The 25,199-nt window shown below is 44.8% G+C and carries 29 protein-coding genes; 1 reads left to right on the forward strand and 28 read right to left on the reverse strand.

The features are described from left to right. Window positions 1-27 precede the first annotated feature (27 nt). The 17 genes from M1D67_RS19245 to flaG form a co-directional block, all read right to left on the reverse strand. Window positions 28-1,263, reverse strand: a complete 1,236-nt coding sequence (locus tag M1D67_RS19245; RefSeq protein ID WP_458117603.1) for a PDZ domain-containing protein — start codon at window positions 1,261-1,263, stop codon at window positions 28-30. A 273-nt stretch (window positions 1,264-1,536) separates the two neighbouring features. Further along, window positions 1,537-1,890, reverse strand: coding sequence for a swarming motility protein SwrAA (gene swrA, locus M1D67_RS19250; RefSeq protein ID WP_003185659.1), 354 nt, complete (start codon window positions 1,888-1,890; stop codon window positions 1,537-1,539). Between the two features lie 352 nt (window positions 1,891-2,242). Beyond that, window positions 2,243-3,661 (reverse strand): carboxy-terminal processing protease CtpB, encoded by a 1,419-nt coding sequence (ctpB, locus tag M1D67_RS19255; protein WP_224146363.1) that lies wholly within the window; start codon window positions 3,659-3,661, stop codon window positions 2,243-2,245. Window positions 3,662-3,788: 127 nt separating this feature from the next. Beyond that, window positions 3,789-4,847, reverse strand: a complete 1,059-nt coding sequence (locus M1D67_RS19260) for a tartrate dehydrogenase (RefSeq protein ID WP_458117604.1) — start codon at window positions 4,845-4,847, stop codon at window positions 3,789-3,791. A 154-nt stretch (window positions 4,848-5,001) separates the two neighbouring features. Beyond that, window positions 5,002-6,252, reverse strand: coding sequence for a murein hydrolase activator EnvC family protein (locus M1D67_RS19265; protein WP_035337775.1), 1,251 nt, complete (start codon window positions 6,250-6,252; stop codon window positions 5,002-5,004). Window positions 6,253-6,344: 92 nt separating this feature from the next. Continuing rightward, the gene (gene ftsX / locus M1D67_RS19270; RefSeq protein WP_026580168.1) at window positions 6,345-7,235 is read right to left on the reverse strand and encodes a permease-like cell division protein FtsX; all 891 of its coding nucleotides are present in this window, start codon (window positions 7,233-7,235) and stop codon (window positions 6,345-6,347) included. Continuing rightward, window positions 7,228-7,914, reverse strand: coding sequence for a cell division ATP-binding protein FtsE (gene ftsE / locus M1D67_RS19275; RefSeq protein ID WP_003185670.1), 687 nt, complete (start codon window positions 7,912-7,914; stop codon window positions 7,228-7,230). The genes ftsX and ftsE overlap by 8 nt, the downstream gene beginning before the upstream one ends. A gap of 350 nt (window positions 7,915-8,264) precedes the next feature. Continuing rightward, window positions 8,265-8,591: a cytochrome c551 gene (cccB, locus tag M1D67_RS19280; protein WP_020453096.1), complete on the reverse strand. Its 327-nt coding sequence runs from the start codon at window positions 8,589-8,591 to the stop codon at window positions 8,265-8,267. Between the two features lie 48 nt (window positions 8,592-8,639). After that, on the reverse strand, window positions 8,640-9,494 hold the full coding sequence (locus tag M1D67_RS19285; RefSeq protein ID WP_020453097.1) for a YitT family protein: 855 nt from the start codon (window positions 9,492-9,494) through the stop codon (window positions 8,640-8,642). A gap of 201 nt (window positions 9,495-9,695) precedes the next feature. Beyond that, a protein-coding gene (gene prfB / locus M1D67_RS19290; RefSeq protein ID WP_096748347.1) for a peptide chain release factor 2 occupies window positions 9,696-10,797 on the reverse strand; the annotation gives its coding sequence in 2 pieces (ribosomal slippage) (window positions 9,696-10,724 and window positions 10,726-10,797; 1,101 coding nt in all). Between the two features lie 62 nt (window positions 10,798-10,859). Then, entirely contained in the window at window positions 10,860-13,385 is a 2,526-nt protein-coding gene (secA, locus tag M1D67_RS19295; RefSeq protein WP_020453099.1) for a preprotein translocase subunit SecA, read from the reverse strand. Between the two features lie 160 nt (window positions 13,386-13,545). Then, complete coding sequence (gene hpf, locus M1D67_RS19300; RefSeq protein WP_025810706.1) at window positions 13,546-14,106, reverse strand: ribosome hibernation-promoting factor, HPF/YfiA family; 561 nt, start codon at window positions 14,104-14,106, stop codon at window positions 13,546-13,548. A 231-nt stretch (window positions 14,107-14,337) separates the two neighbouring features. Next, window positions 14,338-14,715 (reverse strand): DUF8042 domain-containing protein, encoded by a 378-nt coding sequence (locus M1D67_RS19305; RefSeq protein ID WP_020453101.1) that lies wholly within the window; start codon window positions 14,713-14,715, stop codon window positions 14,338-14,340. Window positions 14,716-14,724: 9 nt separating this feature from the next. Then, window positions 14,725-15,066, reverse strand: a complete 342-nt coding sequence (gene fliT, locus M1D67_RS19310) for a flagellar protein FliT (RefSeq protein WP_095292083.1) — start codon at window positions 15,064-15,066, stop codon at window positions 14,725-14,727. Next, window positions 15,066-15,467: a flagellar export chaperone FliS gene (gene fliS, locus M1D67_RS19315; protein ID WP_020453103.1), complete on the reverse strand. Its 402-nt coding sequence runs from the start codon at window positions 15,465-15,467 to the stop codon at window positions 15,066-15,068. Before fliS ends, fliT begins: the two co-directional genes overlap by 1 nt. 18 nt (window positions 15,468-15,485) lie before the next feature. After that, complete coding sequence (locus M1D67_RS19320) at window positions 15,486-16,967, reverse strand: flagellar hook-associated protein 2 (protein ID WP_023856382.1); 1,482 nt, start codon at window positions 16,965-16,967, stop codon at window positions 15,486-15,488. Window positions 16,968-16,986: 19 nt separating this feature from the next. Then, window positions 16,987-17,328 carry a flagellar protein FlaG gene (gene flaG, locus M1D67_RS19325; RefSeq protein ID WP_023856383.1) on the reverse strand — a complete coding sequence of 114 codons (342 nt, stop codon included), beginning with the start codon at window positions 17,326-17,328 and terminating at the stop codon, window positions 16,987-16,989. A 270-nt stretch (window positions 17,329-17,598) separates the two neighbouring features. Here flaG and M1D67_RS19330 point away from each other — a divergent pair, with 270 nt between their 5' ends. Further along, window positions 17,599-17,982: a hypothetical protein gene (locus tag M1D67_RS19330; RefSeq protein WP_144497826.1), complete on the forward strand. Its 384-nt coding sequence runs from the start codon at window positions 17,599-17,601 to the stop codon at window positions 17,980-17,982. A 128-nt stretch (window positions 17,983-18,110) separates the two neighbouring features. On the opposite strand, the gene hag is transcribed toward M1D67_RS19330, so the two are convergent. The 11 genes from hag to comFB form a co-directional block, all read right to left on the reverse strand. Continuing rightward, the gene (gene hag, locus M1D67_RS19335; protein WP_458117605.1) at window positions 18,111-19,019 is read right to left on the reverse strand and encodes a flagellin Hag; all 909 of its coding nucleotides are present in this window, start codon (window positions 19,017-19,019) and stop codon (window positions 18,111-18,113) included. Between the two features lie 134 nt (window positions 19,020-19,153). Beyond that, window positions 19,154-19,378: a carbon storage regulator CsrA gene (gene csrA, locus M1D67_RS19340; RefSeq protein WP_003185697.1), complete on the reverse strand. Its 225-nt coding sequence runs from the start codon at window positions 19,376-19,378 to the stop codon at window positions 19,154-19,156. Continuing rightward, entirely contained in the window at window positions 19,372-19,803 is a 432-nt protein-coding gene (gene fliW, locus M1D67_RS19345; protein WP_458117606.1) for a flagellar assembly protein FliW, read from the reverse strand. The genes csrA and fliW overlap by 7 nt, the downstream gene beginning before the upstream one ends. 21 nt (window positions 19,804-19,824) lie before the next feature. Beyond that, window positions 19,825-20,391, reverse strand: coding sequence for a DUF6470 family protein (locus M1D67_RS19350; protein WP_224146361.1), 567 nt, complete (start codon window positions 20,389-20,391; stop codon window positions 19,825-19,827). 49 nt (window positions 20,392-20,440) lie between these two features. Beyond that, complete coding sequence (gene flgL / locus M1D67_RS19355) at window positions 20,441-21,352, reverse strand: flagellar hook-associated protein FlgL (RefSeq protein WP_020453110.1); 912 nt, start codon at window positions 21,350-21,352, stop codon at window positions 20,441-20,443. A gap of 10 nt (window positions 21,353-21,362) precedes the next feature. Next, window positions 21,363-22,886 carry a flagellar hook-associated protein FlgK gene (gene flgK / locus M1D67_RS19360; protein WP_224146360.1) on the reverse strand — a complete coding sequence of 508 codons (1,524 nt, stop codon included), beginning with the start codon at window positions 22,884-22,886 and terminating at the stop codon, window positions 21,363-21,365. Between the two features lie 15 nt (window positions 22,887-22,901). Then, window positions 22,902-23,378, reverse strand: coding sequence for a flagellar protein FlgN (locus tag M1D67_RS19365; RefSeq protein WP_075212712.1), 477 nt, complete (start codon window positions 23,376-23,378; stop codon window positions 22,902-22,904). Window positions 23,379-23,396: 18 nt separating this feature from the next. Further along, on the reverse strand, window positions 23,397-23,663 hold the full coding sequence (gene flgM / locus M1D67_RS19370; protein WP_020453113.1) for a flagellar biosynthesis anti-sigma factor FlgM: 267 nt from the start codon (window positions 23,661-23,663) through the stop codon (window positions 23,397-23,399). A 79-nt stretch (window positions 23,664-23,742) separates the two neighbouring features. Further along, a complete protein-coding gene (locus tag M1D67_RS19375) occupies window positions 23,743-24,162 on the reverse strand; it encodes a TIGR03826 family flagellar region protein (protein ID WP_020453114.1) in 420 nt (139 codons plus the stop codon). A 58-nt stretch (window positions 24,163-24,220) separates the two neighbouring features. Continuing rightward, window positions 24,221-24,958 (reverse strand): double zinc ribbon domain-containing protein, encoded by a 738-nt coding sequence (locus M1D67_RS19380; protein WP_101561407.1) that lies wholly within the window; start codon window positions 24,956-24,958, stop codon window positions 24,221-24,223. Then, window positions 24,915-25,199 (reverse strand): late competence protein ComFB, encoded by a 285-nt coding sequence (gene comFB / locus M1D67_RS19385; RefSeq protein WP_020453116.1) that lies wholly within the window; start codon window positions 25,197-25,199, stop codon window positions 24,915-24,917. The genes M1D67_RS19380 and comFB overlap by 44 nt, the downstream gene beginning before the upstream one ends.

Below are 25,199 nucleotides of genomic sequence, written 5' to 3' on the forward strand. Positions count from 1 at the left end.
GAAAAAGCGGCGCTTTATTAACATCAATTATTCTGTTTCTTGTGAGGCGGCTGCCTCAGCGTGCTTCATCGCCGCATCCTCTTCTTTTACAAAGATGATGCCAAGCTCATGATGCTCTCCTTCATATGAAGCTCTTTGTTCAAAACGAATTTCATTGTTTAAACCGACGACTTCAAGTTTGAAGAAAGCACGGTTCTTTTGAAGCGCTTCGTAGAAGTCCGCCGCATTTTTCACTGAAATCCCGTTAACCTTCGTGATGATTTCGCCGATCTTGAGACCAAGATCGGCTGCCGGCGTGTTCGGAATAATGCCGAGCACCACGAGCCCCTGGTCTCTCTTTGAAAAATGGAAAGGGGCGGAATTATCGTTCATCCGCTGTTTCCATGATAAAAAGGCCCTTCCTGCGATCGCCGCTCCGGCGGCAAGAGCGGCAAGCGGCGTCCACCATACGCTTCCGGCCGCGAGCAGCAGAATGATAATACCAAGCACGCTGATGCGCTTCGCTGTAATTTTAATGCTTTCAATCGGAAGCGATCCTTGAACTCTTTGGCCGAAGCCGATGAAATAAGGAATCCAGAGGAGCTCAAAGCCTCCGTTAAATGACAGAACGGGCCACCACGGAACCGATGATTCGATCGCATGTCCCGGAATGAGAATGAACAACGGCAAAAGCCAGGTTCTGCCCGCAACCTGCTGGCCGATCGGGAGCCCCCTTTTGCTCATAACGATCGCAGGGGAAGTTTTGATATGTGCCGTTTTGTAGACGAGCACTCCTTCCGCTACCAACAGAAGTCCGAGCAAGACGGCAGCAGCCGGCCAATTCGCGAGGGACAGCTGCGGAAGTAATGCGTCAAGCGCTCCGAAACCGGTGTATTCGATACATAAACCGGCGACGATGCTCACGCCAAGCGTATATGCCGCTGACAGCAGACTCTGTCTGAAAGTTAAAGCTGCGGCAACGCTGACCGCCGCTATTAAAACCAGCATACCCATCGGCAGATACAGCCCTAAGCCGAACGAAACAATGGACAGCACGAGTCCTGCCAAGAGTCCTTTGGAATATGTAAACTTAAACTCGTCATAAATATCTTCAATACGCGTATGAAACGTCTTTCTTTCACGTTTGATCCGGGCATAGCCGTAAGCAAGACTCATGATCATCATAAAATAGAAGAGCGGGTGCAGAAAAAACAATCCTGCTCCTTTTAAAAGTTCAATTAAGCTTTCTTCAACTGACAAGGGAACGTTCACCGCCTCAGCCAAGCATTTCAGGCCGCCTTAAATACGGCAGCTTTTTAACGTTGGATATTTTAGGGAAACCCAGCTTGTCTAAAGCGTCGGCACGAGGAAATGACGTGCGGCCGTTCAGGCGGGATGCCTGAGCCGTCAGCCGCAGAAACTTTCGTCATGATGCTTTAACGCCGGTGCTTTTTAAGCGCATTCGTGACGACAAATGCTGGCACCTTTAGACAAGCTGGTGCATTTTATTATTATTCTAACAAATAATAAAATGCTTGGGTATGGTAAACGTGAGGTTTATTTCTCCTGGCTCATCCAAAGCGTCACATTCGACAAAGAAAAGTCTTTCAGGTAATGATTGACTTCGACATCTAGAATATCTCCTATCAGCTGCATTGACCGCTTGATATCGGTCAGATTGATGCCGAGCCGCTTGTGGTTGTCCATCAAGTAGTTGAAATAAAGTTCCGCGCAATCCTCATTGATATCCTCCACACTTTCGACCGAAGTGTAGTTTACGAGGTATCTGCTGAACAGCATAAGCAACCCTACTGCCTTTGTAGCGGAAAACGTAACGTCTTGTGATCGAACTTTTAACTGCTCCACTAATTCATAGTATTTTTTCTCTCTCACAATACTTGCCCTTTTCAATCGTGTACCCCCATTTATTATTTATATATAAGAAAAGCGCAAGCGTCAGACGACTCCACCAACAGAGACGAAGAACGCAAACCGCGCTAACATTCTCCGCAAAAAAAATGCACACATTATAATTCTTGAAAAAGCTTTGGTTCTATTTTAAAAAGTTTTCCTTAGTTATACAACTTGCAAAAGTTACATTTTTACTGCATCTTTACATCCTTATAAAGTCTCCCATACACTTATGTTATCGGGTCAATTCTATTCATTATGAATGTTTTTTTTATGAAAAAACAAAAATTTTAGGTAAAAAGATTGAGAATTTATTTTCTGAGAATAAAAAAAGTGAGGACATCCTGTGTCCTCACTTTTTGTTAAACAGCACTTTTAATGCGGTTTGCAGCTGAAGATCGTTCTTTTCTTTCATCTTTTTCTCTTCAATCCGCAGGTTCATTGTATTTGCCGTTTTTTGGTCAATGATGCCCGTTTGTTTCAGCTTGTTTTCAGCCTGAAACGCCATGACGGCTTTTTTTGTGCCTTCACTGTAATAGCCGTCTTCCCGGCCGGGGACAAACCCGAGTCCTTTCAGCAGGTGCTGTGCCCGCTTAATTTCATTGTTGTTCATATCCGGCTTGAGAGGCTCCTTCAGCTGTACAGGCCCCACCGAGAAATATGCAGGCTGGGCGACTGGAACGGTCGGCTGAATTCCCTGCTTATGGATCCAATTCCCTTTAGGCGTCAGCCATTTATACAGCGTCAGCTTAATATTGCTTCCATCTCCCATCGGAACCGCTTGCTGGACGGTTCCCTTTCCAAAGGAAGGATCGCCCACCACGTCGTAACCCTCGGCTTCTTTTAATGCACCTGCAAGAATTTCCGACGCTGAAGCGCTGCCCTTGTCCGTAATCACGCTCACAGGATATGGTTTTTTCTCTTTTAATTTTGAGAAGTATTGTTTTTTATTTCCGTTTCTTTCGGCGATTTGTATATATGGATGATCTTTTGTCACAAAATGTTTTAAAATGTCTTCAACGCTTTGCAAGTATCCGCCCGGATTGCCTCTTACATCCAAAACGAGCCCTTTTATTCCCTTTTTCTCAAGCTTTTTCAGTTCAGCAGTAAAATCTTTTGCCGTATGTTCGGAAAAGGAAGATATTGCGATATAGCCGACAGGTTTGTCCTGTATTTTTTTAATGGAAGCAAATACCGTTTCCAGCGGAATTTCATCGCGCTTAATTGTAAATGTCAGCTGATCTTTCATGCCGGGCCGATGAACTTTCAGCGTAACCGTCGATCCCTTTTTGCCCCTGATCTTTAATACGGCGTCATTCAAATCCATTCCGGCCATGGAATCGCCGTCGATACTGATGATTTCATCGTTCGGCTTTAACCCGGCTTTCTCTGCCGGAGACTGTTTAAAAGGAGAAACGATAATGATTTTCCTGTCTTCCATTCCGATTTCTGCGCCGATTCCTTCAAAAGAGGAATCAAGGGAATCTGAAAACCGCTTTGCCGTCTGTTTATCCATATAAACCGAGTATGGGTCATTCAATGTTGAAAGCATGCCCTGTATGGCTCCTTCCAACAGCTTTTCCCTGTCGACCTGCTCTACATATTCATTTGAAATCAGGTCATATGCTTTCTCAATTTTCTCCAATTCGTTTCTGGCGGCAGCCGCTGATGCTTTTGGAATGGCATCATGAAACGGAATCGGACCGGCGCCTGTTACCAAGCCGCATAACAGGCTGAGCGCAATGATGAGCCGTGCAATCTTCTGATTCATCCTATACCTCCTCTTCTGCCTGCACTATGTTTTGTTGCTTGAAGTATTATGCGCAAAAACCGCCCGTATCATGTAATCGATTTTCCATTCACAGCAAAAAAACTGCCGGATTGCCGGCAGCTTTTGCTTATATAGTCTTCACACGCTTGATGATTTCTTCTGTCACTTCATCCGTCGTACTTGAACCGCCGATATCAGGCGTCAAGTAACCGCTTTTTAGAACGCCTTCGATCACGTCAAGCAATCTGGCACCGAGTTCTTCTTCTCCAAAATGATCAAGCATCATTTTAGCCGTCCAAATTTGGCCGATCGGGTTTGCAATTCCTTTGCCGATAATATCCGGGGCAGAGCCGTGCACAGGCTCAAACATGGACGGATATTTGCCGTTTACATTGATATTGGCGGCCGGCGCCACGCCTATACTCCCCATAATCGCCGCCCCGATATCGGTCAAAATATCACCGAATAAGTTGCTGGCAACAATGACGTCAAGCTTCTCCGGCTTCGTTACAAAAAAGGCCGACAGCGCGTCAATGTGCTGCGAATCAGCGGTAATGCCAGGGTAGTCTTTTGCCGTGTTCGCAAAGACTTCATCCCAAAAAGGCATTGAATATACGATTCCGTTCGATTTTGTTGCGCTTGTGACATGCTTTTTCCGTTTAGCCGCCAACTCAAATGCAAAGCGCATCGCCCTCTCCGCCCCTTTTCTTGAAAAAACGGCATTTTGGATGGCGATTTCATCTTCATCTCTGAAGATTCTGCCTCCGATCGAGCTGTATTCCCCTTCACTGTTTTCCCTGACGACAAGAAGATCGAAATCTTTTGGATTGGCCAGCGGAGACTTGATTCCTTGCAAATATTTCGCAGGTCTAACATTGATGACCTGTTCAAATTCGCGGCGGATTTTAATGAGCAGCCCCCATAGGGAAATATGGTCGGGGACAAGCTTGCTGTTTCCTACCGCTCCAAGGAAGATGCTGTCGAACTCTTTCAGCTGCTCCATACCGTCATCGGGCATCATTTCCCCGTGTTCCAAATAATACTCGCAGCTGTATGGAAACTCCGTAAACCGAAATGAGAGTCCTCCGTGAACATCAGAAACCGCTTTCAAAACTCGCTGTGCAGCAGGTACGACTTCTTTTCCTACTCCGTCACCGGGTATGCTGGCAATGTTGAATACTTTCATTAGATCATCCCCTATTCAAATAGTCGACTGTCGACAGATGTCACTTTCATTCTATACCTTGTGTTATTTTCTGACAAGAACAAATTTTGAAGCATCTCAATTTGAATAACAAAAAGCCGATTCGGTCCATTTCCGGACGAATCGGCTTTCATTTTTAAAGCGGTATATAATTGGCCGGGTCAACAGCATTGGATTTCGCGTTGTTCCAAAGGCCTTTATGAATTTCAAAGTGAAGATGCTGCCCGTAGGATTGGCCTGTATTTCCCATCGTTCCGATCACTTGTCCCTGTTCAACACGCTGGCCTGTCTGCACTTTAATCGAAGACATGTGAGCGTAGACCGTCTGATATGTTTGCCCGTTGATATTATGGGTAATAAACACAACATTGCCGTAGCTGGACGAGTAATGGGCGTTATAGACCGTTCCGGCGGCTGCCGCATGAATCGGAACACCTGAACCGCGCTTGGCGATATCTACGCCGAAGTGATTCCCGAGCGAACGATTTCCGAACCCGGAAGTAAATGTGCCGGAAGCAGGACGGATAAAGCCCGAGCTGCTTGGTGCCGACGGTTTAGAAGAAGAGGCTTCCGATTGGCCGCTTGAAGCCCGGCGGCTCGCTTCAGCTTCCTGCTTTTTCCGATGCGCCTCTTCAGCTTTGATCGCTTCATCCTGACGCTTTAAAATTTCTGCTTCATTTTCGAGTGAACCAAGTTCTTCATGCGCATGATCTTTATCTTGCTTCACTTTTTTCATGACGTTTGCTTTCTCTTTTTGCTGCTTGTCGAGCGTCTTTTTTAAATCTTCCAGGTCTTTGAGCGCTTTTTCAAGGCTTTCAAGATCCTTGCTCAGCTTTGTCTCCTTTTCCTCAACAAGCTGAAGATCGCGCTTTTGCTCTTCCATCAGGTCTTTATCAGCTTCGACAATTGTCGAAACCGCACCCGCACGGCTGATGAAATCCCCAAAGCTTTTCGAGCCGAGAAGCACATCTATGTATTGAACGGAACCGCCGTTTTCCTGCATGGAGCGAACCCGGTCTTTCAATATTTTATTGCGTTTCTCAATCTTTTCTTTAAGCTTTTTGATTTGCTTTTTCAGCTCTTCAATGCTTTTCTTTGTTTGGTCGATTTCTTCGTTTTTCTTTTCCAGCTTTTCATTCGTGTTCGTCATCTGACGGTCGATTTTCTCGATCTCGCTTTTCAGGCCTGCTTCTTTTGATTCAAGCTTTGAAAGCTCCTGTTTCTTTTTTTCGAGTTTTGACTCGTTTTCAGATTTTTTGCTTTGAACGTCGCTCTTTTTTTTCTCCAAGTCTTCATAAGCTAAAGCATGGTTGCTTTTTAGGGGGATCAGCACTGCCGACGATCCGAGCACAGCGGTCAGCCCCAGCGTCATAAGCTTTCTTTTCAACCTTGGTTCCTCCTTGCCTTCAGAATCAAGGGAGCCCGGCGCTTTGCAGGCATCCCAGCTTTAAACATGATACAACCGGCGAGAGGGCCGGTTTAAACTTTTAAGAATTTGCGAATCGACATCAAGCTTCCCCATACACCGATAACGGCTCCGATCAGCACAAGGATCGCTGAAATTTGGAAGACGAACGGATTGTACGGCAAGAGCTGTATGAATGTGCCCTGAACTTTCGGAGCGATCCACTGAACGGCATGATGATACGTTCCGAGCAAAATAGCGATCGGAATGATAGAACCGCATACACCTAAGAGCAGACCTTCAATGAAGAACGGCCAGCGAATGAACCAGTTTGTCGCGCCTACAAGTTTCATAATCTCGATTTCTTTGCGTCTTGCAAAAATCGTGATTTTGATCGTATTAGAGATTAAAAACATCGCCGTAAACAGCAGGCCGACAACCAATGCAATCCCGATTACTTTGGTGACACCGCTGATTTTAAACAGGCGGTCTACCTGCTCCTGCCCGTATGTCACCTTATAGACGTTGGTCAGCTTCTCAAGCTTCTTGGCAGCTTTCGGTGTGTCTTGAGGGTCTTTTGTTTTTACGACAAATGCATCGTTCAGCGGGTTTTCCTGCTCGAACATTGCAAAGAATTTCCCGTCTTCCCCAAAGCTGTCTTTCAGGTTTTTCAGCTCTTCATCTTTAGATGAATATTTGACACTGCTGATTTCCGGTATTTTTTTTATTTCTTTTTCCAATGTATTTTTTTGGTCCTGGTTGGCCGTCAAGTCAACAAGCACTTTGACTTCGACTTCCTGTTCGGCTTTTAATGTCATATTGTATACGTTCAGCATGATGACCATGAACACGCCGACCAAGATAAGTGTAACTGTTACAGCACTGATGGATGCGAAAGTCATCCACGCGTTTCTCCCGAGAGATTTTAAGCTCTCGCGCAAATGCCGTCCGAGAGTTCTAATCATAAGAACCATACTCCCCTCTAGCTTCATCACGCACAATGACCCCGTCTTCGATTGCGATGACCCGTTTCTTCATGGTGTTTACGATTTCTTTGTTATGAGTCGCCATAACGACTGTTGTTCCGCGGTTGTTGATCTCCTCGAGCGTCTTCATGATTTCCCAAGACGTCTCAGGGTCAAGGTTTCCCGTCGGCTCGTCAGCGATCACGACATCAGGGTCGTTGACGATTGACCGTGCAATTGAAACCCGTTGCTGTTCTCCCCCGGACAGCTGATCAGGGAATTGCCTTGCTTTGTGCTTCAGCTGGACAAGATCAAGCACTTCAAGCACTTTTTTTCTGATCACCTCTGGACGCTCCCCGATGACCTCTAAAGCAAATGCAACATTTTCAAACACCGTCAGCTTTGGCAGCAGTTTAAAGTCCTGGAATACAACGCCGATTTTCCTTCTGATAAAAGGAATCTCTTTTTCTTTGAGCTGCGCCAAATTTTTATTGTTTATGACAATCTTCCCTTTGGAAGGCTTTTCTTCGCGGTAAATCATTTTAATGAAGGTTGATTTTCCTGCTCCGCTCGGTCCTACAACATAAACAAATTCCCCGGGATATATAGAGATGCTTATTCCGTTCAGCGCCGAGACCCCGTTGGAATAAGTCTTATATACATCTTTTATTTCGATCATGTAATCACCTAATCTTCTATGTTTATACGGTCATACTCTTCGAAAGGACATGTCGTTTTGTGTCCTGCTAAATTCACGGTAAATGGTATTGATCCAAGCCCTTTTTCAACAACACCCATTATACGTCAAGATTAGACAAAATGATATTACAGTTTTGTTTCAATGCCGACATAAGTTATAGGAAAAACGCAAAATCAGACAAAAAATTTGTACTTTGGGTCTTTTCTGAGATAAAAGAACTTGTTTTTCTTCGTTCTTTAATAGGCATAAAGGCCTTTTCAACAAAAAAAGAACCTTTTTCACCCGAATGTGAAGAAGGTTCTCTTCGCCTCCTGACCGGCAAGGCATTCTTATTTTTTCTCTGAAAGCCACTTCGCGACCGCTTCAGCTTCTTTTTCGTCTACAAGATTGCCAGGCATTCCGCCGCGGCCGTTGACTACAATGTCTTTAATTTCGCTTTCCTTATACTTGCCGCCAACTTCTTTCAAGCTCGGGGCGGAACCGCCGGACAAATCCTTACCATGGCAGCCTGTGCAGTTTTGCTGGTAAATCTCTTCCCCGTCCGTTGCAGTTGCTTGCCCGCCTGTGTTTTTCTCTTTGCTTTCATTGTTATTGCCCCCGCAGGCAGCCAGCACAAAAGAAACAGCCATAAACAGAGTAAACAGCTTCATTTTCATTTTTTTAAGTCAGCTCCTTTAACAAGTCAACCTTTATTATAACCTCGATTACGCGCGTTTAAAACCCTCGCCAAGCACCTCTGAAGCATCCATCGCAATGACAAATGCAGACTCATCAATGTGTTTCACAAGTTGTTTCAGCTTTGTGAACTCGGTCTGGCCGACCACGCACATCAAAATGGGCCGCTCATCATCTGTATAGCCTCCGACCGCTGATATTTTCGTAATCCCTCTGTCAATTTTATTCAGTACCGCATGTCGAACTTCCTCTTCCCGGTTGGTAATGATCATCGCCATTTTGGAACGGTTCAGCCCGACCTGAATAACATCGATGGTTTTGCTTGATATATAAACACCAAGCATAGCATACAGTCCCTGTTCGATGTTAAAAACAAACATCGCCGACAGGACGATCGTTCCGTCGATCAGCGCCAAACATTTGCCTTGCGAAAGCCCGGTGTACTTATGAATGATTTGCGCAGCCAGCGCAGTCCCGCCTGTAGAACCCCTTCCGAGAAAGACCATCCCGATACCAACTCCGATGCCGACACCGCCGAAAATGGCGGCTAAGAGCGGATTCTCTGTCGCCGGAGCAATGTCCCGTGTCATATATACGATAAAGGGGAGAAAAACAGACCCAACAAGCGTTTTAATGCCGAATTTTCCTCCGAGTATGAGAATCCCGGCAATAAATAAAGGAATATTAAATGCCCATTGCACATAGGCAGCTTCAAAGCCGAATGATTGCAAAATGGTGCTGATACCGCTGACTCCGCCGGCTGCAATCCGGTTGGGAAGCAGAAACATATTAAATGTCATAGCGACGACAGCTGATCCAAACAGGATATAGCCGTAGTCACGCAACACCGCAAACAATTGATGTCTCGTTTTATCCATATTCATATCTGTCATCCTCCGCACGATTCGTTACCAATCGAGAGTATAGCATTTAGCTTATTGTAAGTAAATAACAGCCAAATAACGTATTAATCGGATAAAGCGGCAGAGGGACAAAGCTTCTTACGGCTTAGGCTGAACATATCCAGGCGGATTTACCCGCAAAAAAAAGACACATCTCACAATATGGATGTGTCTTTCTCCAATTTAGGAAAGCTTTGAACGCAAATATGCGTCGATGAAAGAGTCAATGTCTCCGTCCATAACCGCCTGCACGTTCCCCATTTCCGTGTTCGTTCTATGATCCTTCACTAGGGAATACGGATGGAAAACGTATGAGCGGATCTGGCTTCCCCAGCCGATTTCTTTTTGTTCGCCGCGAATTTCGTCAAGCTGTGCCTGCTGCTCTTCGATTCTGCGCTGATACAGCTTCGACTTCAGCATTTTCATGGCACGTTCGCGGTTTTTAATTTGTGAGCGCTCCGTTTGGCAAGTGACGATGACGCCTGTCGGCAGGTGGGTGATCCTGACGGCGGAGTCTGTCGTATTGACGTGCTGCCCGCCGGCGCCGCTTGCCCTGTACGTATCGACTTTAATATCTTCCGTACGGATCTCAATGTCGATTTCTTCGTTGAATTCAGGCATGACATCACAAGACACAAACGACGTGTGCCTGCGCCCTGATGAGTCGAACGGAGAAATTCTGACGAGCCTGTGTACGCCTTTCTCGGCTTTTAAATAGCCGTAGGCATTGTGTCCTTTGATCAGGAGAGTGACAGACTTGATTCCTGCTTCATCCCCTGGGAGGTAATCAAGGGTTTCCACCTTAAATCCTCGGCGCTCTGCCCACCTGGTGTACATTCTGAGAAGCATTGAACCCCAATCCTGTGATTCGGTGCCGCCGGCTCCCGGGTGAAGCTCAAGAATCGCATTGTTTTTATCATACGGCTCGCTTAACAATAGCTGCAGCTCAAATTCGTTAAATTGCTTTGTTAAGCTTTTCAGCTCGCTGACCAGTTCATTTTGCAGGTCTTGGTCAGGATCTTCTTTTAAAAGATCGTGTGTCATTTGCAGTTCTTCATGAGATTCGCTCAACTTGTTATACGTGTTGACATAATCTTTTAACGCATTCGCTTCATTAATGATCGTCTGCGCTTTCTGCTGATCTCCCCAAAAGTCAGGGTCAGCCATCTGCTCGTCTAATTCGCTGATTCTTGCTTCCTTTGTTTCGAGGTCAAAGAGACCCCCTGAAGTCCGCTAATCGAGTAGCCATATTTTCAAGTTCCTGTCTGATTTCTGCCAATTCCATTATTCTTTCACCTCATCATAGATTTCAGCCTGTTCAAAATAAAAAGAGGCGTGCACCTCTTTTTATTCTGTTCTTCCGCAGCAGTTTTTATATTTTTTTCCGCTCCCGCAGTAGCAAGGATCATTGCGTCCGATATCCACCGCTTTGCGGACCGGTTTTTTCTTCGCTTGTTTTTCCTCATCGCCTTCTTTCGGCTGATGGGCTGTCGTCTGTCCTTGAATGACCTCTTCGCGCTCAAGGTTGTTTTCAATTTCAGCCTTCATGACGAATTTGGCTACATCATCTTCGATGGCCGCGATCATGTTTTCAAACATTGCAAAGCCTTCCATTTGATACTCGCGAAGCGGGTTTGTCTGAGCGTAAGCGCGCAGATGAATTCCTTGACGCAGCTGATCCATCGCATCGATGTGATCCATCCATTTCGTATCCACTTCGCGGAGAACGATGACTTTCTCAAATTCGCGCATTTGTTCAGAGCCGTACCGCTCTTCTTTCTCATCGTATTTCGTCTTGATCCTGTCATAAATGAGCTCTGTAATCTCCTCAGGCTCTTTTCCGAAAATGTCGCTTTTCTCCACTCCGCCCTCATCAAGGAAATTCGCATTTACAAGCTCGACAAGGCCTTCAAGATTCCACTCTTCAGGCAGATCTTCCTTTGGCGTGTATGAAGCAACAGCCCTCTCAAGTGAAGCTTTAATCATATTTTCGACGATGGAGCGGAGGTTGTCGGAATCGATGACCTCAAAGCGCTGTTTATAGATGACCTCACGCTGCTGGCGGAGCACGTCATCGTATTGCAGAAGCTGCTTACGGGCATCAAAGTTGTTGCCTTCCACACGCTTCTGTGAAGATTCGACCGCTCTTGAAACCATCTTGCTCTGAATCGGCGTCGAATCGTCCATTCCGAAGCGGTCAAGCATCGCCATCGTCCGTTCTGCACCGAAGCGTTTCATTAATTCATCTTCCATGGAAAGATAAAATTGGGTGATACCAGGGTCCCCCTGACGGCCTGAACGTCCGCGCAGCTGGTTGTCAATCCGCCGTGATTCATGGCGCTCTGTACCGATAACGGCCAGTCCGCCAAGCTCTTTTACGCCTTCGCCAAGCTTGATGTCCGTACCACGTCCCGCCATGTTGGTCGCGATGGTGACCGCGCCTTTTTGCCCGGCATCTTCGATAATCTGGGCTTCCCGCTCGTGGTTTTTCGCGTTTAACACCTGATGCGGAATGCCTTTATTTTTAAGCAGCTTTGAAATCAATTCAGATGTTTCAACCGCAACCGTACCGACAAGAACCGGCTGACCGACCATATAGCGCTGGGCGACATCCTCTGCAACAGCTTTAAATTTTCCTTCCATGGTCCGGTAAATTAAATCCGGGCGGTCATCACGGGCGATCGGCTTGTTGGTCGGAATCGTTACAACCTGCATGTTGTAGATGTTGCGGAATTCTTCTTCTTCCGTTTTTGCCGTACCCGTCATCCCTGCCAATTTTTCATACATGCGGAAATAGTTCTGGAAGGTGATCGTCGCGAGCGTCATGCTCTCATTTTGGATCTCAAGTCCTTCCTTCGCTTCAATGGCCTGGTGGAGCCCGTCGCTGTAGCGGCGGCCCTTCATCAGACGGCCTGTGAAAGAGTCGACGATAACGACCTGGCCGTCTTCGACGACGTAATCGACGTCTTTATGCATCGCCGCATGGGCTTTAAGCGCCTGGGCAATATGATGGTTTAAGGCAACATGGCGGACATCAAACAAGTTTTCGATGCCAAATGCCTTTTCGGCTTTTGTCATCCCTTCTTCAGTCAGCTGAACGCCTTTTGTTTTCACATCGTATGTGTAGTCCTGATCCACTTTTAACGTGCGGACAAACGCATTGGCCTGAACGTACAGCTTTGTGGATTTGGCCGCTTGTCCAGAAATGATGAGCGGCGTTCTTGCTTCATCGATCAAAATCGAGTCGACTTCATCGATGACTGCAAAATGAAGCGGACGCTGAACCATCTGCTCTTTATAAAGCACCATGTTGTCGCGCAAGTAGTCAAAGCCAAGCTCATTATTCGTAGAGTACGTAATATCGGCTGCATAGGCTTCACGCTTCTCGTCTTTTGAAAGGCTGTTCAGGTTTAAGCCGACTGTCAGCCCGAGAAATTCATAGATTTTTCCCATCTCTTCAGCATCGCGGCTCGCCAGGTATTCGTTGACCGTCACGATGTGAACGCCTTTCCCTGACAAAGCGTTCAAATAAACGGGCATTGTGGACGTCAGCGTTTTACCTTCCCCCGTTTTCATTTCGGCGATATTCCCTTCATGAAGGGCAACGCCTCCCATCAGCTGAACCTTAAACGGGAACATGCCTGTCACGCGCCGGGAAGCTTCCCTGACAACGGCAAACGCTTCAGTCAAAAGGTCGTCAACTGTTTCGCCTTTTTCAAGGCGCTCTTTGAACTCGATTGTCTTTTGTTTCAAAGCTTCGTCTGAAAGCCTCTCTATATCTGCCTTGAGCGCATCAATCTCGTTCGCTTTCTTTTCATAACGGCTGAGCGTGCGTTTTGTCGGATCAAACACTTTATTTAAAATTCCAAGCATAGAATAACGCTCCTCTTTATTTTCCTTGTTTAAGTATGAGTAAACAGTAATTTTTATATATGCAATATCATATCATACCTTTTGTCATTTCCAAACAATTTACCGCGGGGAAACGGAAAAAATCCCCTCTGCGGAAGATCCGGGAGGGGACTTGATATATTTATTCGTTCGGTTCGATCAAACCGTATTTTCCGTCGTTTCTTCGGTAGACCACATTGGTCAGATTGGTTTCGGCGTTCGTGAATACAAAGAAGCTGTGTCCAAGCATATTCATTTGTAAAATCGCTTCTTCATTATCCATCGGTTTTAAATTAAAGCGCTTTTGACGGACAACCTGCGGCTGTTCATCCTCAGTGTCATCCTGCACGGCCGTTCCGATGCCGTTTTCTTCGGCAAAAACATACTTCGGAGAACCTTTTTCGCGGAATTTCCGGTTCACTTTTGTTTTGTGCTTGCGAATTTGACGTTCCAGTTTGTTCGTTGCGAGATCGATTGCATTGTACATATCTTCGTGGTGAACTTCCGCACGGAGAGAGAGGTCTGTCATTGGAATTGTCACTTCCACCTTAGATTCCTGATCGTTGTAGAATTTCAAGTTGACGTGAACAATCGCATCAACGTTATTTTCAAAATAACGCTCAAGCTTTCCAATTTTCTTCTCGACGTGTTCTCTTAACGCTGGTGTTACCTCAATGTTTTCTCCTCTGACGTTGTACTCCATCAAAAGAACGCCTCCTTTATATTAAGGATATGTAAATACATTTCGTCTTTTCCCTGCTGAATTCCTGCATAAACGTAAAAATTATGTGAAAAATCCGTGAATTTTGACGAAGATTGTCTCCTGTCATTTGAACCCCTTTATTAAATCTTAAATATATTCACATGCGAATAAAATCAGAACGCCATTTTTGCTTTTAAAAAAATATGGCATACACCTGTCAGGTGTATGCCGTCAATGGATAACGTAAGGTCTCATGCATTGGTGGATCGTTTTCATCCATTCCCGATAAAGCGGTAAAAAATGATGGGTTAAGTCATGCTGAAATTCAGCAGACGGATAATTGTAATAAATCAGACTGTCAAACTCACGGAAGACTCTGTCAAAAAAACGAATCGAAGATTTGGCACAGCTTGTCTCCAAAATCGACAGCAATACAGCGTGCGACGAATCCAACTGAAAAAAAGCATAGATTAGATCGTTAAAAATCCGCTCTCCTTCTGTCTTCGCCAAATCTTGATTCGCCTCTATTAAATAGCAAAACCCCTCTTCAATCGTAAACAAAAGCTGATAATAAGTCGTTAAGAGCATGTAATCGTCGGTGCTTGTCAAAGCGATCACCTATTTGCGCTTGTCATAATATGTGCCGTCAATCGTCATGTTGGCGTACGGATTGATATAGGAATGATGCATGGCTCGCTTCTGCTTCGCCTGAAGCAGCTCATGTTTGACAGCCTGCTGCAGCCTTTTTAGTTCGGCCATGAGCAATGGCTCCATATCCGTCACTTGCCGCAGCTGCTGCTTTTCTGTCTCAGAAAGAGGCGGCTTGATCTCCTTGATCAAGCCATCGCGTTTTTCAAGAAAAGCTTCAATTGCCTGAACCAGCTCATCACTTTCCGGGGCGTCTTTTATTTGAGCGAGCATAAGTTTTGTTTCGCTGTACAGCAGCTCAATCTTTTCCATTATGCCAGCCCGCCCGATCCGAACCGGCCCTGCCGTTCGATTTGAAGCGCTTGCTTCCAGGCATCGCGTAAATCTTTAACATACCCTTCGACTTCCGTCACGATATCTTTGTCATTGCGAATGTTGGCTTCAACCAGGCGACGGTGGATATACTCGTACATTGCCCCCATTGATGCGGCCAATTCGACTTTCCGGTCAAGAGTGATATTGAGCTCCTGAATAATCTTTTGAGCTTTAACAAGGTTCGTATTTTTCGTTTCCATATCCTCTTGTTCAATCGCCTGTTTCGCCAGCTTCATAAATTTAAGGCAGCCATCAAATAGCATAAGCGTCAATTCTCCAGGGGTCGCCGTGTTGATTGAATTTTGCTGATAAGCTGCATACGGGTTGTTTAAAGCCATTCTTGATCCTCCACAATATTATTGTCCAAGCATTTGTAATAAGTATGTCGATTGTTCGTTCGCTTTTTGAATCGCTTTTTCCATCGCCGTGAATTTTGTGTAATAGCGATTTTCGACTTGTTTCAGGCGGGCGTTCATTGACGAAATGTCAGATTCAACTGTATTCAAGTTTTTCCCGATTGTAAATTGATTGTTTGTCATTGCTGAATTTCCGGCTTTATCCTCAATCTGCTTTTTCGTATCGGTCAAAACTGTCTGAAGGCGTCTCATGATGCCTTTTTCATTATAGTTTTCAGTGCTGCTCGTTCCCGCCATAAAGAGATTAGCCACACTGTCGGGATCTTCTGCGATCTTTTCTTTCAGTTTTTTTTCATTTATCTCTAAATGACCGCGCTGACTGTAAACGCTCGATGTCGTAATTCCAAACTGAGTAAGCTGCAGCGATTCACCGTTTACAGAAACATTTGAATAAAAATCAGTACGCATTTGGTTGGTGGCACCGCTTAAAATCGTGTCACCCCTTAACAGTCCGCTTTTCGCTTTTTCTTCCCACAGCTCAATTTGCTTTTCCGTCATATCTTTTTTCTGTTCTTCTGTCAGCGGTGTATAGTCGCGGTATTTCTTTTCCGTGAGCTTGCCGTTGGCCATATCGATCAGTTCATTGTACTGTGTAACAAAATCTTTAATCTTTTCGTATATACCGTCCACATCAGTAGATACATCTATCGAAACGGGGCTGTTTGTCGTATTCTTTAGCTGATATGTCACATTATTAACGGTAAAGTTGTTCGTTGTCTTCTCAATCTGCAATCCGTTGATGACAACTTCGGCATTTTGACCTGCCTGACTAGCTGTCAGCTTGTTGTCTGCGTCAAGCGCAAAACCGAGCTGATTGGACATAAAGCTCGCCGTCGCATCATCAGCTGCCTGGATGCTGCCCCCTGCGCCGGTTGCTTTTGATGTGAAAGCGATCGTTTCTACGTATTCAGAACCGTTATAAATCTTTTCTTTCATAGCGGTTACGCCCAAATTTGATTTATTGACTTTGGAAACGATGTCATCCAGCGTATCCGTGCTGCTGACGCTGATTTCAACTTTTTTTGCAGTCGTTTCTCCAGGAGCTGTCACTTGGAAAGTTAACGTTTGATCGCTCCCTGTATACCCTGAAAGGCTAGAAGTCTTATAGGTGGCGGCGGTTGCCAGCTTGTTGATTTGAATCGTGCCTGATGCCGCATTCGTGGTACCTGTTGCCGTAACAGCCGACTCGTTAGAGCTTATCACCTTTTTCGCGCCGTACGTGCTGGGACGGAGCATAAGGTTGATTGATTCCTGCAAGCCTTTGATTTTCGTATTGATTTCACGATAACTGTCACGCTGCCATTCCAAAGTCTGTTTCTTTTGTGTGAGCTTATCGAGCGGGACGCGCTCCGTTTTCATTAATTTGCTGACAATATCGTCTACATCCATCCCTGAAGCTAAACCTGATATTCTGATCGCCATATCATCTAACACTCCTGTTCTATGTAGTTTTATCGACAATTAATCCCATGAACTCCGCCATCGCCGCATAAAAATCGAGCCACTCTTTTGGCGGGATCTCACGGACGACTTCCTCTGTCCGATTGTCCACGACTTTCACATAATACTCTCCCAGTTTTTCATGAAGCACAAACTGAAGGTGGACTTGCGACGGCTCTAAAAGGTTGTTTGCGCCTTGTACGGTTTTCTCAAGCTGAGCAAATGTAAATTCTGCAGCGTCCGTCTGCTGCGGGCGTTCTACAGCTTCAGACTGTTTATTCATCATCTGCGTTTTGTAAGCATCAATAATGGGTTCTAAAGATGACAATCTATTGATCGACAATTTTTACCATCCCCTATGCTATGATCTAAAACTTATATCGGCTAAGGGAGAATGAGATTAAACATCTTTATGGAAAAAAATTAATCAAGGTAGATAGAAACTAGCCACTCACAGTATATTTTAAGAGTAAGACCATGATAGAACTTCCTTATTATAGCCATTATAAAATCCTTTTGGATACGAAAATATCTTTCAATAAATATTCAAATTTGTTATTTATTATAATGTTATAATTGAACTGACAATATCTACAAGAAAGGGGATTTGTTCATGAAAAAAATATTTGTGTCGCTGGCACTAGCCTTTGTATTGTCATTTAGTTTTTACTCGTCTTCGAAGGCAGCAGTTTTGGCTCGAGTAGCTGTATACCCTGGTGAAGTTCGCCAAAGCGCTGATATTTTTCATGGCGTTGGGGAGGGTAATTTCCGGTGCAGATTTTATAATGCAACACGTTTAGGCGGTGGTACTTGTTCACTTTACGAAATTACTCCAGATGGAAGAAATAAATTAGTTGCCTCTTCCAGTGTAGATTACTCGCTACAACAAGAAATTCAAACAGTTTATACCGATCCAGTTAACCTCTACTACATAAAAGGTAAGAATTCTGCACTAAGTGGTACAAGAACACTTATTATTAGCGAATTCTCTAATTAATAGACATTCTATATTGAGACACTCTAAAGATGATTGAGTGTCTCTTTTCTAACCTTACAAAAAAGGATCTTAGTTGATGTTGCAATAAAAAAAAGACCTTGGCAAAAGCCAAGATCTTTTTTAAGCAATTAACGAAGCAACTGAAGAACGTTTTGCGGCTGTTGGTTCGCTTGAGCAAGCATCGCTTGAGAAGCTTGAGAAAGAATGTTGTTCTTCGTGAACTCGCTCATTTCTTTCGCCATGTCTACGTCACGGATACGAGACTCAGCAGCTGTCAAGTTCTCTGAAGAAGCACCAAGGTTGTTGATTGTGTGCTCTAAACGGTTTTGAACTGCACCAAGTTTTGCACGTTGAGTAGATACTTGGTTGATTGCATCGTTAACGATTTTTAATTGTTCATCAAAACCACCAGCTGCGCTAGCGGCAGTGTCAGCAAATTTAGTTACATCAATATCCTTCACTGATTGACCAGTTACAATAGCTCCAGTAGCATCTTTAACTCCCAGAGCATCTGCACCCATATCCTCAATAGTTACTCCAATTTGTTGAGTTGCGTTTGCACCAATTTGGAAGATTAGGCTTTTTGTAGTTGCTGGATCACCAGTATCTTTGAAAGTGCCGTCCAGCAATTTCTTGCCGTTGAACTCCGTACGATTAGAAATGCCGTCAATTTCTTCTGTCAAAGCAGAAATTTCATCTTGAATAGCCTGCAAATCTGTTGCTTTATCTTGAGTACCTGTGTTTCCTGCTTGAACAGTAAGTTCACGCATACGTTGAAGGATCGCATGAGTTTCAGTCAATGCACCTTCAGCTGTTTGGATAAGAGAGATACCGTCTTGAGCGTTTTTAGAAGCCATTTCTAATCCGCGGATTTGTCCTCTCATTTTTTCAGAGATTGCAAGACCTGCTGCGTCATCTCCGGCACGGTTGATGCGAAGACCTGAAGAAAGCTTCTCCATGTTCTTTTGGCTTGCGCTGTTGTTTGAAGACAGACGGTTCAGCGTGTTAAGCGCTGCAATGTTGTGGTTGATTCTCATTGTGTATTTCCTCCTTGAAATGTGTTTGATTGCACGTCCATGTGCATATTTTGGAGCATTCAGGCTGTCCTTCCTGCTACATACTATATATCGGAACTCCCTTTGATTTGTTTATAGCAAAAATAAAAAAATCCTCACTTTTTTTGTGAGGACAATTTCGCAAGCAAATCGTTTGAGATGGAAGCGGCCCGGCTGTTTTCTTCCTGGATCGCCAAATAGATTTCCTTGCGGTGAATTTCGATATGCTTCGGCGCGTCAATGCCGATTTTCACCTGATCTCCGTCAACGGATATGATCTTCACTTCGATATCGTCTCCGATTTGAATCGCTTCATTGAGCTTGCGGGATAAAACTAGCATGCTTCCCCTCCTATCGGCTGCTTAGTCTGATAAGAAGAGTCATGCAAAATCACTTGTTTGGCAAGCATTTTTCTGCGGTTTACGACAATCGGCGCCATCAAATTGGCCGTTGATTTCTCGAACGGCTCTTCGATCGTTAAAATCGACATCACTTCAACGTCTTCGGCAGATTCGATTTGAAGAAGTTCAACCGTCGTTTCATCAAGATCAAAGCCATAATCTTTGAAAAAGACGAACGGACTGGCGACAATGAATGCAAGCTCTTCCGACTGCACCGACTGAAGGACGACAAACGGCGAATCCTCGGACAGCGGCAGAATGACAAATTTCTTTTCGCCTGTAAATCCGGGCAGGCCGTTTTTAAACATGATCGTCTGATCTTCTTGAATTTGTGTTTCTCCGTGATACTTCGTTTTGATGATCATCATTCACGATCCTTTGCTAAATTACTTTTGTTTTGGGTATTCCACATCTATTTTTACCTCCGGATATTGGAGCATGTCAACCTTCACACTGCCTGGCGTATAGTTAACAACCGGTTTATTCGGCGTTGCTTCGATGATAGGCTTGCGCGGCGTCGCTTCAATGTTCACTTTAGCCGGTTCATATGCGATCTTCACCCTGTCAAATGACGGCGTAAAATGAACGCCGATTTGAATCGGTTCAGGCTCGCTGATTCGTCTCGCCTGGTCTGCAAGCGGATTGCCTTCGATTTCAATCCGCATCATCTCGTCCCCTTCTTCAGCGGTCCGAGCCATTCCGGCAAGCCAATCCTGATAGCCTTGCTGCGCCCCTTCTTCAATCCTTTTAAAGATATGCTTTCTTTCTAAGTCTTCCCATGCTTTAGTCTGGTCAATCGTGAGCTTCGAAGGGGTAGTTGTAATCTCCAGTTCAGCCGGCGGCTGCTCGATTTTCAAGTCGGCGCGCGGCTGTTCCATTTTCAAATCCGGCGGCGTTGTTGTTAAACCGATGCGGCCCGGGATATTTTGCATGATCAGCCTCGGCATCTCCATTATGATATCCTCCTTTTGCTGAAAAAAAGCAACTCGGATAGAGTCGCTTTTATCTTAAAAAGTCAACCAGTGTCGGCTGAACGATTTTCGCGTTTACGGCAAGTGCAGCTCTGTGAACCGATTGCTGTGTAATAAATTCAGTAATGATTTCTTCAAGCTCAACATCTTCGTTGTCTGACAAAACTTTTGTCGCCGTCTCTTCCTGTTCGCTCAGCCGTGAATTGATCAATTCGAGCCGATTGTAGCGCGCTCCAATATCAGACCGCTCATTGCTCATCTGATTGGAAAACTGGTCAATGTCTGAGAGGGCGTTTTCCATCCCTTCCATTGTTCCCGCTTTTAAGGCGTTCTCGAGAGACTCAATCATTTCAAACACATTTTGTCCGCTGCCTGACTGCCCGCCGAAAGCCGAAATCGGATTTGAGTTTACATTTAAGGTTGCGTTTGGCGAAACATTGATGTTGACGTCAGAGCTGCTTGTATAGTTTTCAAAATTGTATGTGTAAGTACCGTCGGCGTTTTTTGTGATCGGAGCGACGTCAGAGTTCGTACCGTTAAAGAGGTAGCGGCCGTTGACCTGCGTATTGGCGATCTGAATCAGCTGGTCTTTCAGCTGGCCGATTTCGACTCCGATCGCATTTAGTTCTTCTTCGCCGTTTGTACTGTTTTGAGCCTTAACGGTCAGCTCCCTGATTTTCCCCATGATATCAATGCCTTCTGTAATGTTCGTTTCCGTGTTTTCAAGCCATGTAAAAGCTTGGGAGGCATTGCTTTGATATTGTTTAACCTGGGACAATTGCGTATTGTACTTCAGGCTTTTCATTGCGACGACGGGATCATCGGACGCCTTTGAAATCTTTTTTCCTGACGAAATCTGGGATTGAAGCTTATCCAGCTTTCCATAGCTTGAATTGATGTAGCGCAAAGAGTTTTTTGCGATCATCCCTTGGGTTACCCGCATGAATCTTTACCTACCTTCCCACGACACCCATGCCGTTAATAATTTTATCGAGGACTTCGTCCTGCAGCGTTATCATTCTCGCAGCTGCGTTATAAGCATGCTGGAATTGGATCATGTTCGACATTTCTTCGTCTAATGATACGGCGCTTACAGACTGCCTATTCAACTCAGCAGTGTTTACAAGCGTTTCTGTATTTTTGGCCAGTCTGTTTGTTTCCTGAGCTTTTACACCCATTTCACCGATAATACCTGCATAATAGTCTAAAACGGTCGTCGTTTTGTCGCCGATTTGAATTTTCTTGGTGAAGACATTAGCGAGATTTGTCGCGTTGGAGTTGTCGCTCGCTTCACCATTCAGCGATGCAGCGATTTTATCGCCTTTTGAATTCATGATCTCATCGGTTACTTTGATTTTGCCGGCGGCTCCCTTTGCAGGCTCAGCCTCTCCTCCGGTAAATTCAAAAAAGATGCCTCCCGGTTCTCCCGATGAAGTAAACCCGCTTTGATGGACTGCATTAAACTCTTTCGCAAAAGCAAGCGCCAGCGTATCCAGATCTGCGAGCATTTCAGGATACAAACCTTTTTCTTTACCATTTGACATATATCCGTAAGACTCGATTAAACCGAGCAGCGATCCTTTGCTAGTAAACGAATCGATGCCGATGTCCGTCCCGCCGAGGGAAACACCTGTCACAAGGCCTGTATCGTTGTCGTAATTTACTTTGACAGTTTCAGTCGTGAAGTTTGGTCCGTCAAGAACCTTGCCCAGAGACTGGCCGTTTTCGTCCAGGATTTCGATTGATGCAATGCCTTCAGCGGTTGCAAGTGGGTTGCCGCCAGTCTTCGTATAGCTGACTTTGATATTAACCATTGAAGACAGTTCATCAAGGAGCTGATCACGTTTATCGTACAAATCATTCGGGAGATAGCCGTTCGGCTCGACTTTGGCAATTTGCTCGTTCAAGCTGTTCAGCTGTGACAAAAGCGAGTTGATCGTCATCACATCTTGATCAATCTGGTCGCCTAAATTTGATTGAACGGTTGTCAGCGATTTATACAGAGTGTTAAATGTCTCGGCGACCGCCTGCCCTTTTTGTCCGACGACAGAAGCAGCGCTCGGCTCGTGAGCGTTGTTCGTCAATTCTTGAATGGAATTCCAGAATGAATTCAGAACCTTGTTTAATCCGGTGTCATTCAGTTCATTCATAATCCCTTCCATTTGGTTAAAAGCGTCCACTTTTGCATTGTAATAGCCTGCCTTTGTATTCTGCGTCCGGTATTGATAGTCCAGAAAGCTGTCTCTTACCCGTTCAACCGAACCGACCTCAACGCCTGTACCCATCTGGCCGGCAAGCCCGACAGAGTTTCTTGATACGGACGGATAAGGGGTTGACGCTTTAAATGTGACACGCTGTCTTGAATACCCTTCGGTATTGGCATTGGATATATTGTTCGCTGTCACGCTCAGAGCTGATTGCTGCGCGGACAAGCCTCTTTTGGCGATTTCCAGCCCTAAAAAAGTTGGGTTTGTCATCTTTTTCACTCCGTTCTAAGCTTTTGAGTCGAATAAAGAAAGCCGTTTTGTCCCGCCTGTCTGATTTGACTGCTGCTCTTTTCCATAATTCGAACCGCTTTCTTTCGGAAGGAGCATATCAAATGTAAGCGAGATAAATTGAAGCGACTGAAAAGTCAGCTGCTTATTCAAATCGTTCACATCCTTTAAACGGATGACGAGCTGTGAGAGCTTGGCATACAGCTGTTCCAGCACCTTTTTCTCGCCGCCCGCAGCTCTGATGATACATGCGCTGATGGTCGCGTCCGAGCTGCCGATACAGCTTTTAGTTGCTTCAATGCGGGACTGCTCCGTTTGTTCAATGGCTTGCACATACTTTTGTTCTTTCGTCACGATTTCTGAAAGTGCCTTTATTTCGTTCGTCTTCAGCGCCTCCGTTTTTTGTTCCGACAGAGACAGCAGATGTTCATGCAGCACGCATAAGCGCTCCAGCTCTTCAATCACCCGTTTCACTGAACTGACTTCCTCCTTTTATTGCTGTTTATAAAAATTAACCATTTTTTCAGCTATGCCTTTGCCGTCCACTTTGTATGTTCCATTCTCCACGGCTGCTTTCAGCTGGGCAATTTTCTCCTGACGCTCCTTCATTAAATCAGGGCCTTTTTGCAGCTCCTTTGCTTTCGCAGAAATCTCAACTTTATCTTCCGGCTGTGCTGCAGCCTGGGAAGAAGCTGTTTGTTTTTCAAATGATTTATGATAAGGATTAACAGGTTGTGTTCCATATTGGTTGATCTTCATGGGATTCCTCTCACTTTCCGCCATAGTTATCTATGATCATACTCATTTTATCGTCTGAGCTTCAAGTTAGTTTAGGGAATCAGTCATTTTTAGGATTAAAGGTATAGTACGTGCCTTTAGAACTATTTCTCTTCTCTTTTTCAAGCTGCTCCAGCTGGTCTAATTGACTCATTTGCGATGCTAAATCTTGATCGCATGACAGGCAATAACGCCCCTCCCGAATAAGTGTGCCGCACCTTTCGCACGGATAGCCGAGATTCGGAAAATTGGAGATTTGAATGCGTTTCTGTCTGATGAACTTCAATATTAACTCTTCTTCGACACCTGTTTTTTCTACGATCTGAAACATTGTAGACTGTCGGTTTTCCTGTTTTTTCAGAAATTTATAAACGGTTTCAAACGCACGTTCTTCTTCTTTCAAGCATGAAACGCAAACGGTTTGAAAACTGCTTTTCATAAACAATGCATTACATCTTGGACAATTCGCCAATTGACTCATAAATTTTGACCCCTATCCTTAAATTCTATCTTTTATATCGGCAGGGAAAAAAAATGATTTAGCTTCGAATTAATGTAAATGATGATACAGATTTTGCCTCACCGGATGTCATCAGACAATCAGCGCCATGATGAAGGGTCGCCCCTGTCGTATACAAGTCGTCGATCAATATGATATCCAGATTCTTTACCGATCCCTTTTCGGTTCTAAAAACCGTTTTGGGCTTGATCCGTTCTTTTCTGCTTTTTTTGGATTGTTTTTCATTTTCGATTCTGATCAAAGGATGCATAACGGGTTTTTTTAATAAGGAAGCAAGCCTCTCCGCCTGATTGAATCCCCGCTCCGCTTTACGTTCTTCACTGAGTGGTATCGGAACTAAAACAGCTGGAGTGTGGCGGTAATATTGGTGGAAAGCATTGATAAATGAAGGAGCAAAAGCGAAGACCAGTTCAGCATCACCTCTGAACTTAAAACGGGCAAGGACTTCTTTCATGAAGGTATTGTAGATATAGACAGAGCGGTTTTGCCTCAAAAGAGAGCGGGTTAACGGATCAGCTTCCCATTTTAGGCAGTCACCGCAAAGTTCTTCGCTCTCTTGGGGGCGCCCGCACTTAGGGCACACCGTTCTTCCTTCGATCCTGATAAAATTGTCTTTACATGCCCTGCATATTTTCTCTTCTGATCGTAAAAAGAATAAAGCGCGCCATGAAAGAGAATGTAAAAGAGGCGCTTCACAAATTAAACAATGCAGTTCATTTCCTCCCTTTTCGATTGCTTTCGCAAAGCGGGTTGTCATTCACCTTTCTGGCAGCTTCAGCCAAGGTGACGAGCATTGATGTATTTTTTTGTTTGTCAACGAGCTCTGCTTTTATGTAAGTCAGCTTCGACTCATCTGTTACATATTGCGGTTTTACTGCATTTAAAGCCAAGGCGAGCACATCCTCTCTGCACCTGCTGCACTTACAGCTCATGTGCAGCTGTTCGATATACTGATCAAACAACTCTTCCAAAACAGCCTCTTTAGCATTGACTAGCAT

The sequence above is a fragment of the Bacillus sp. PK6-025 genome (genome assembly GCF_056530265.1).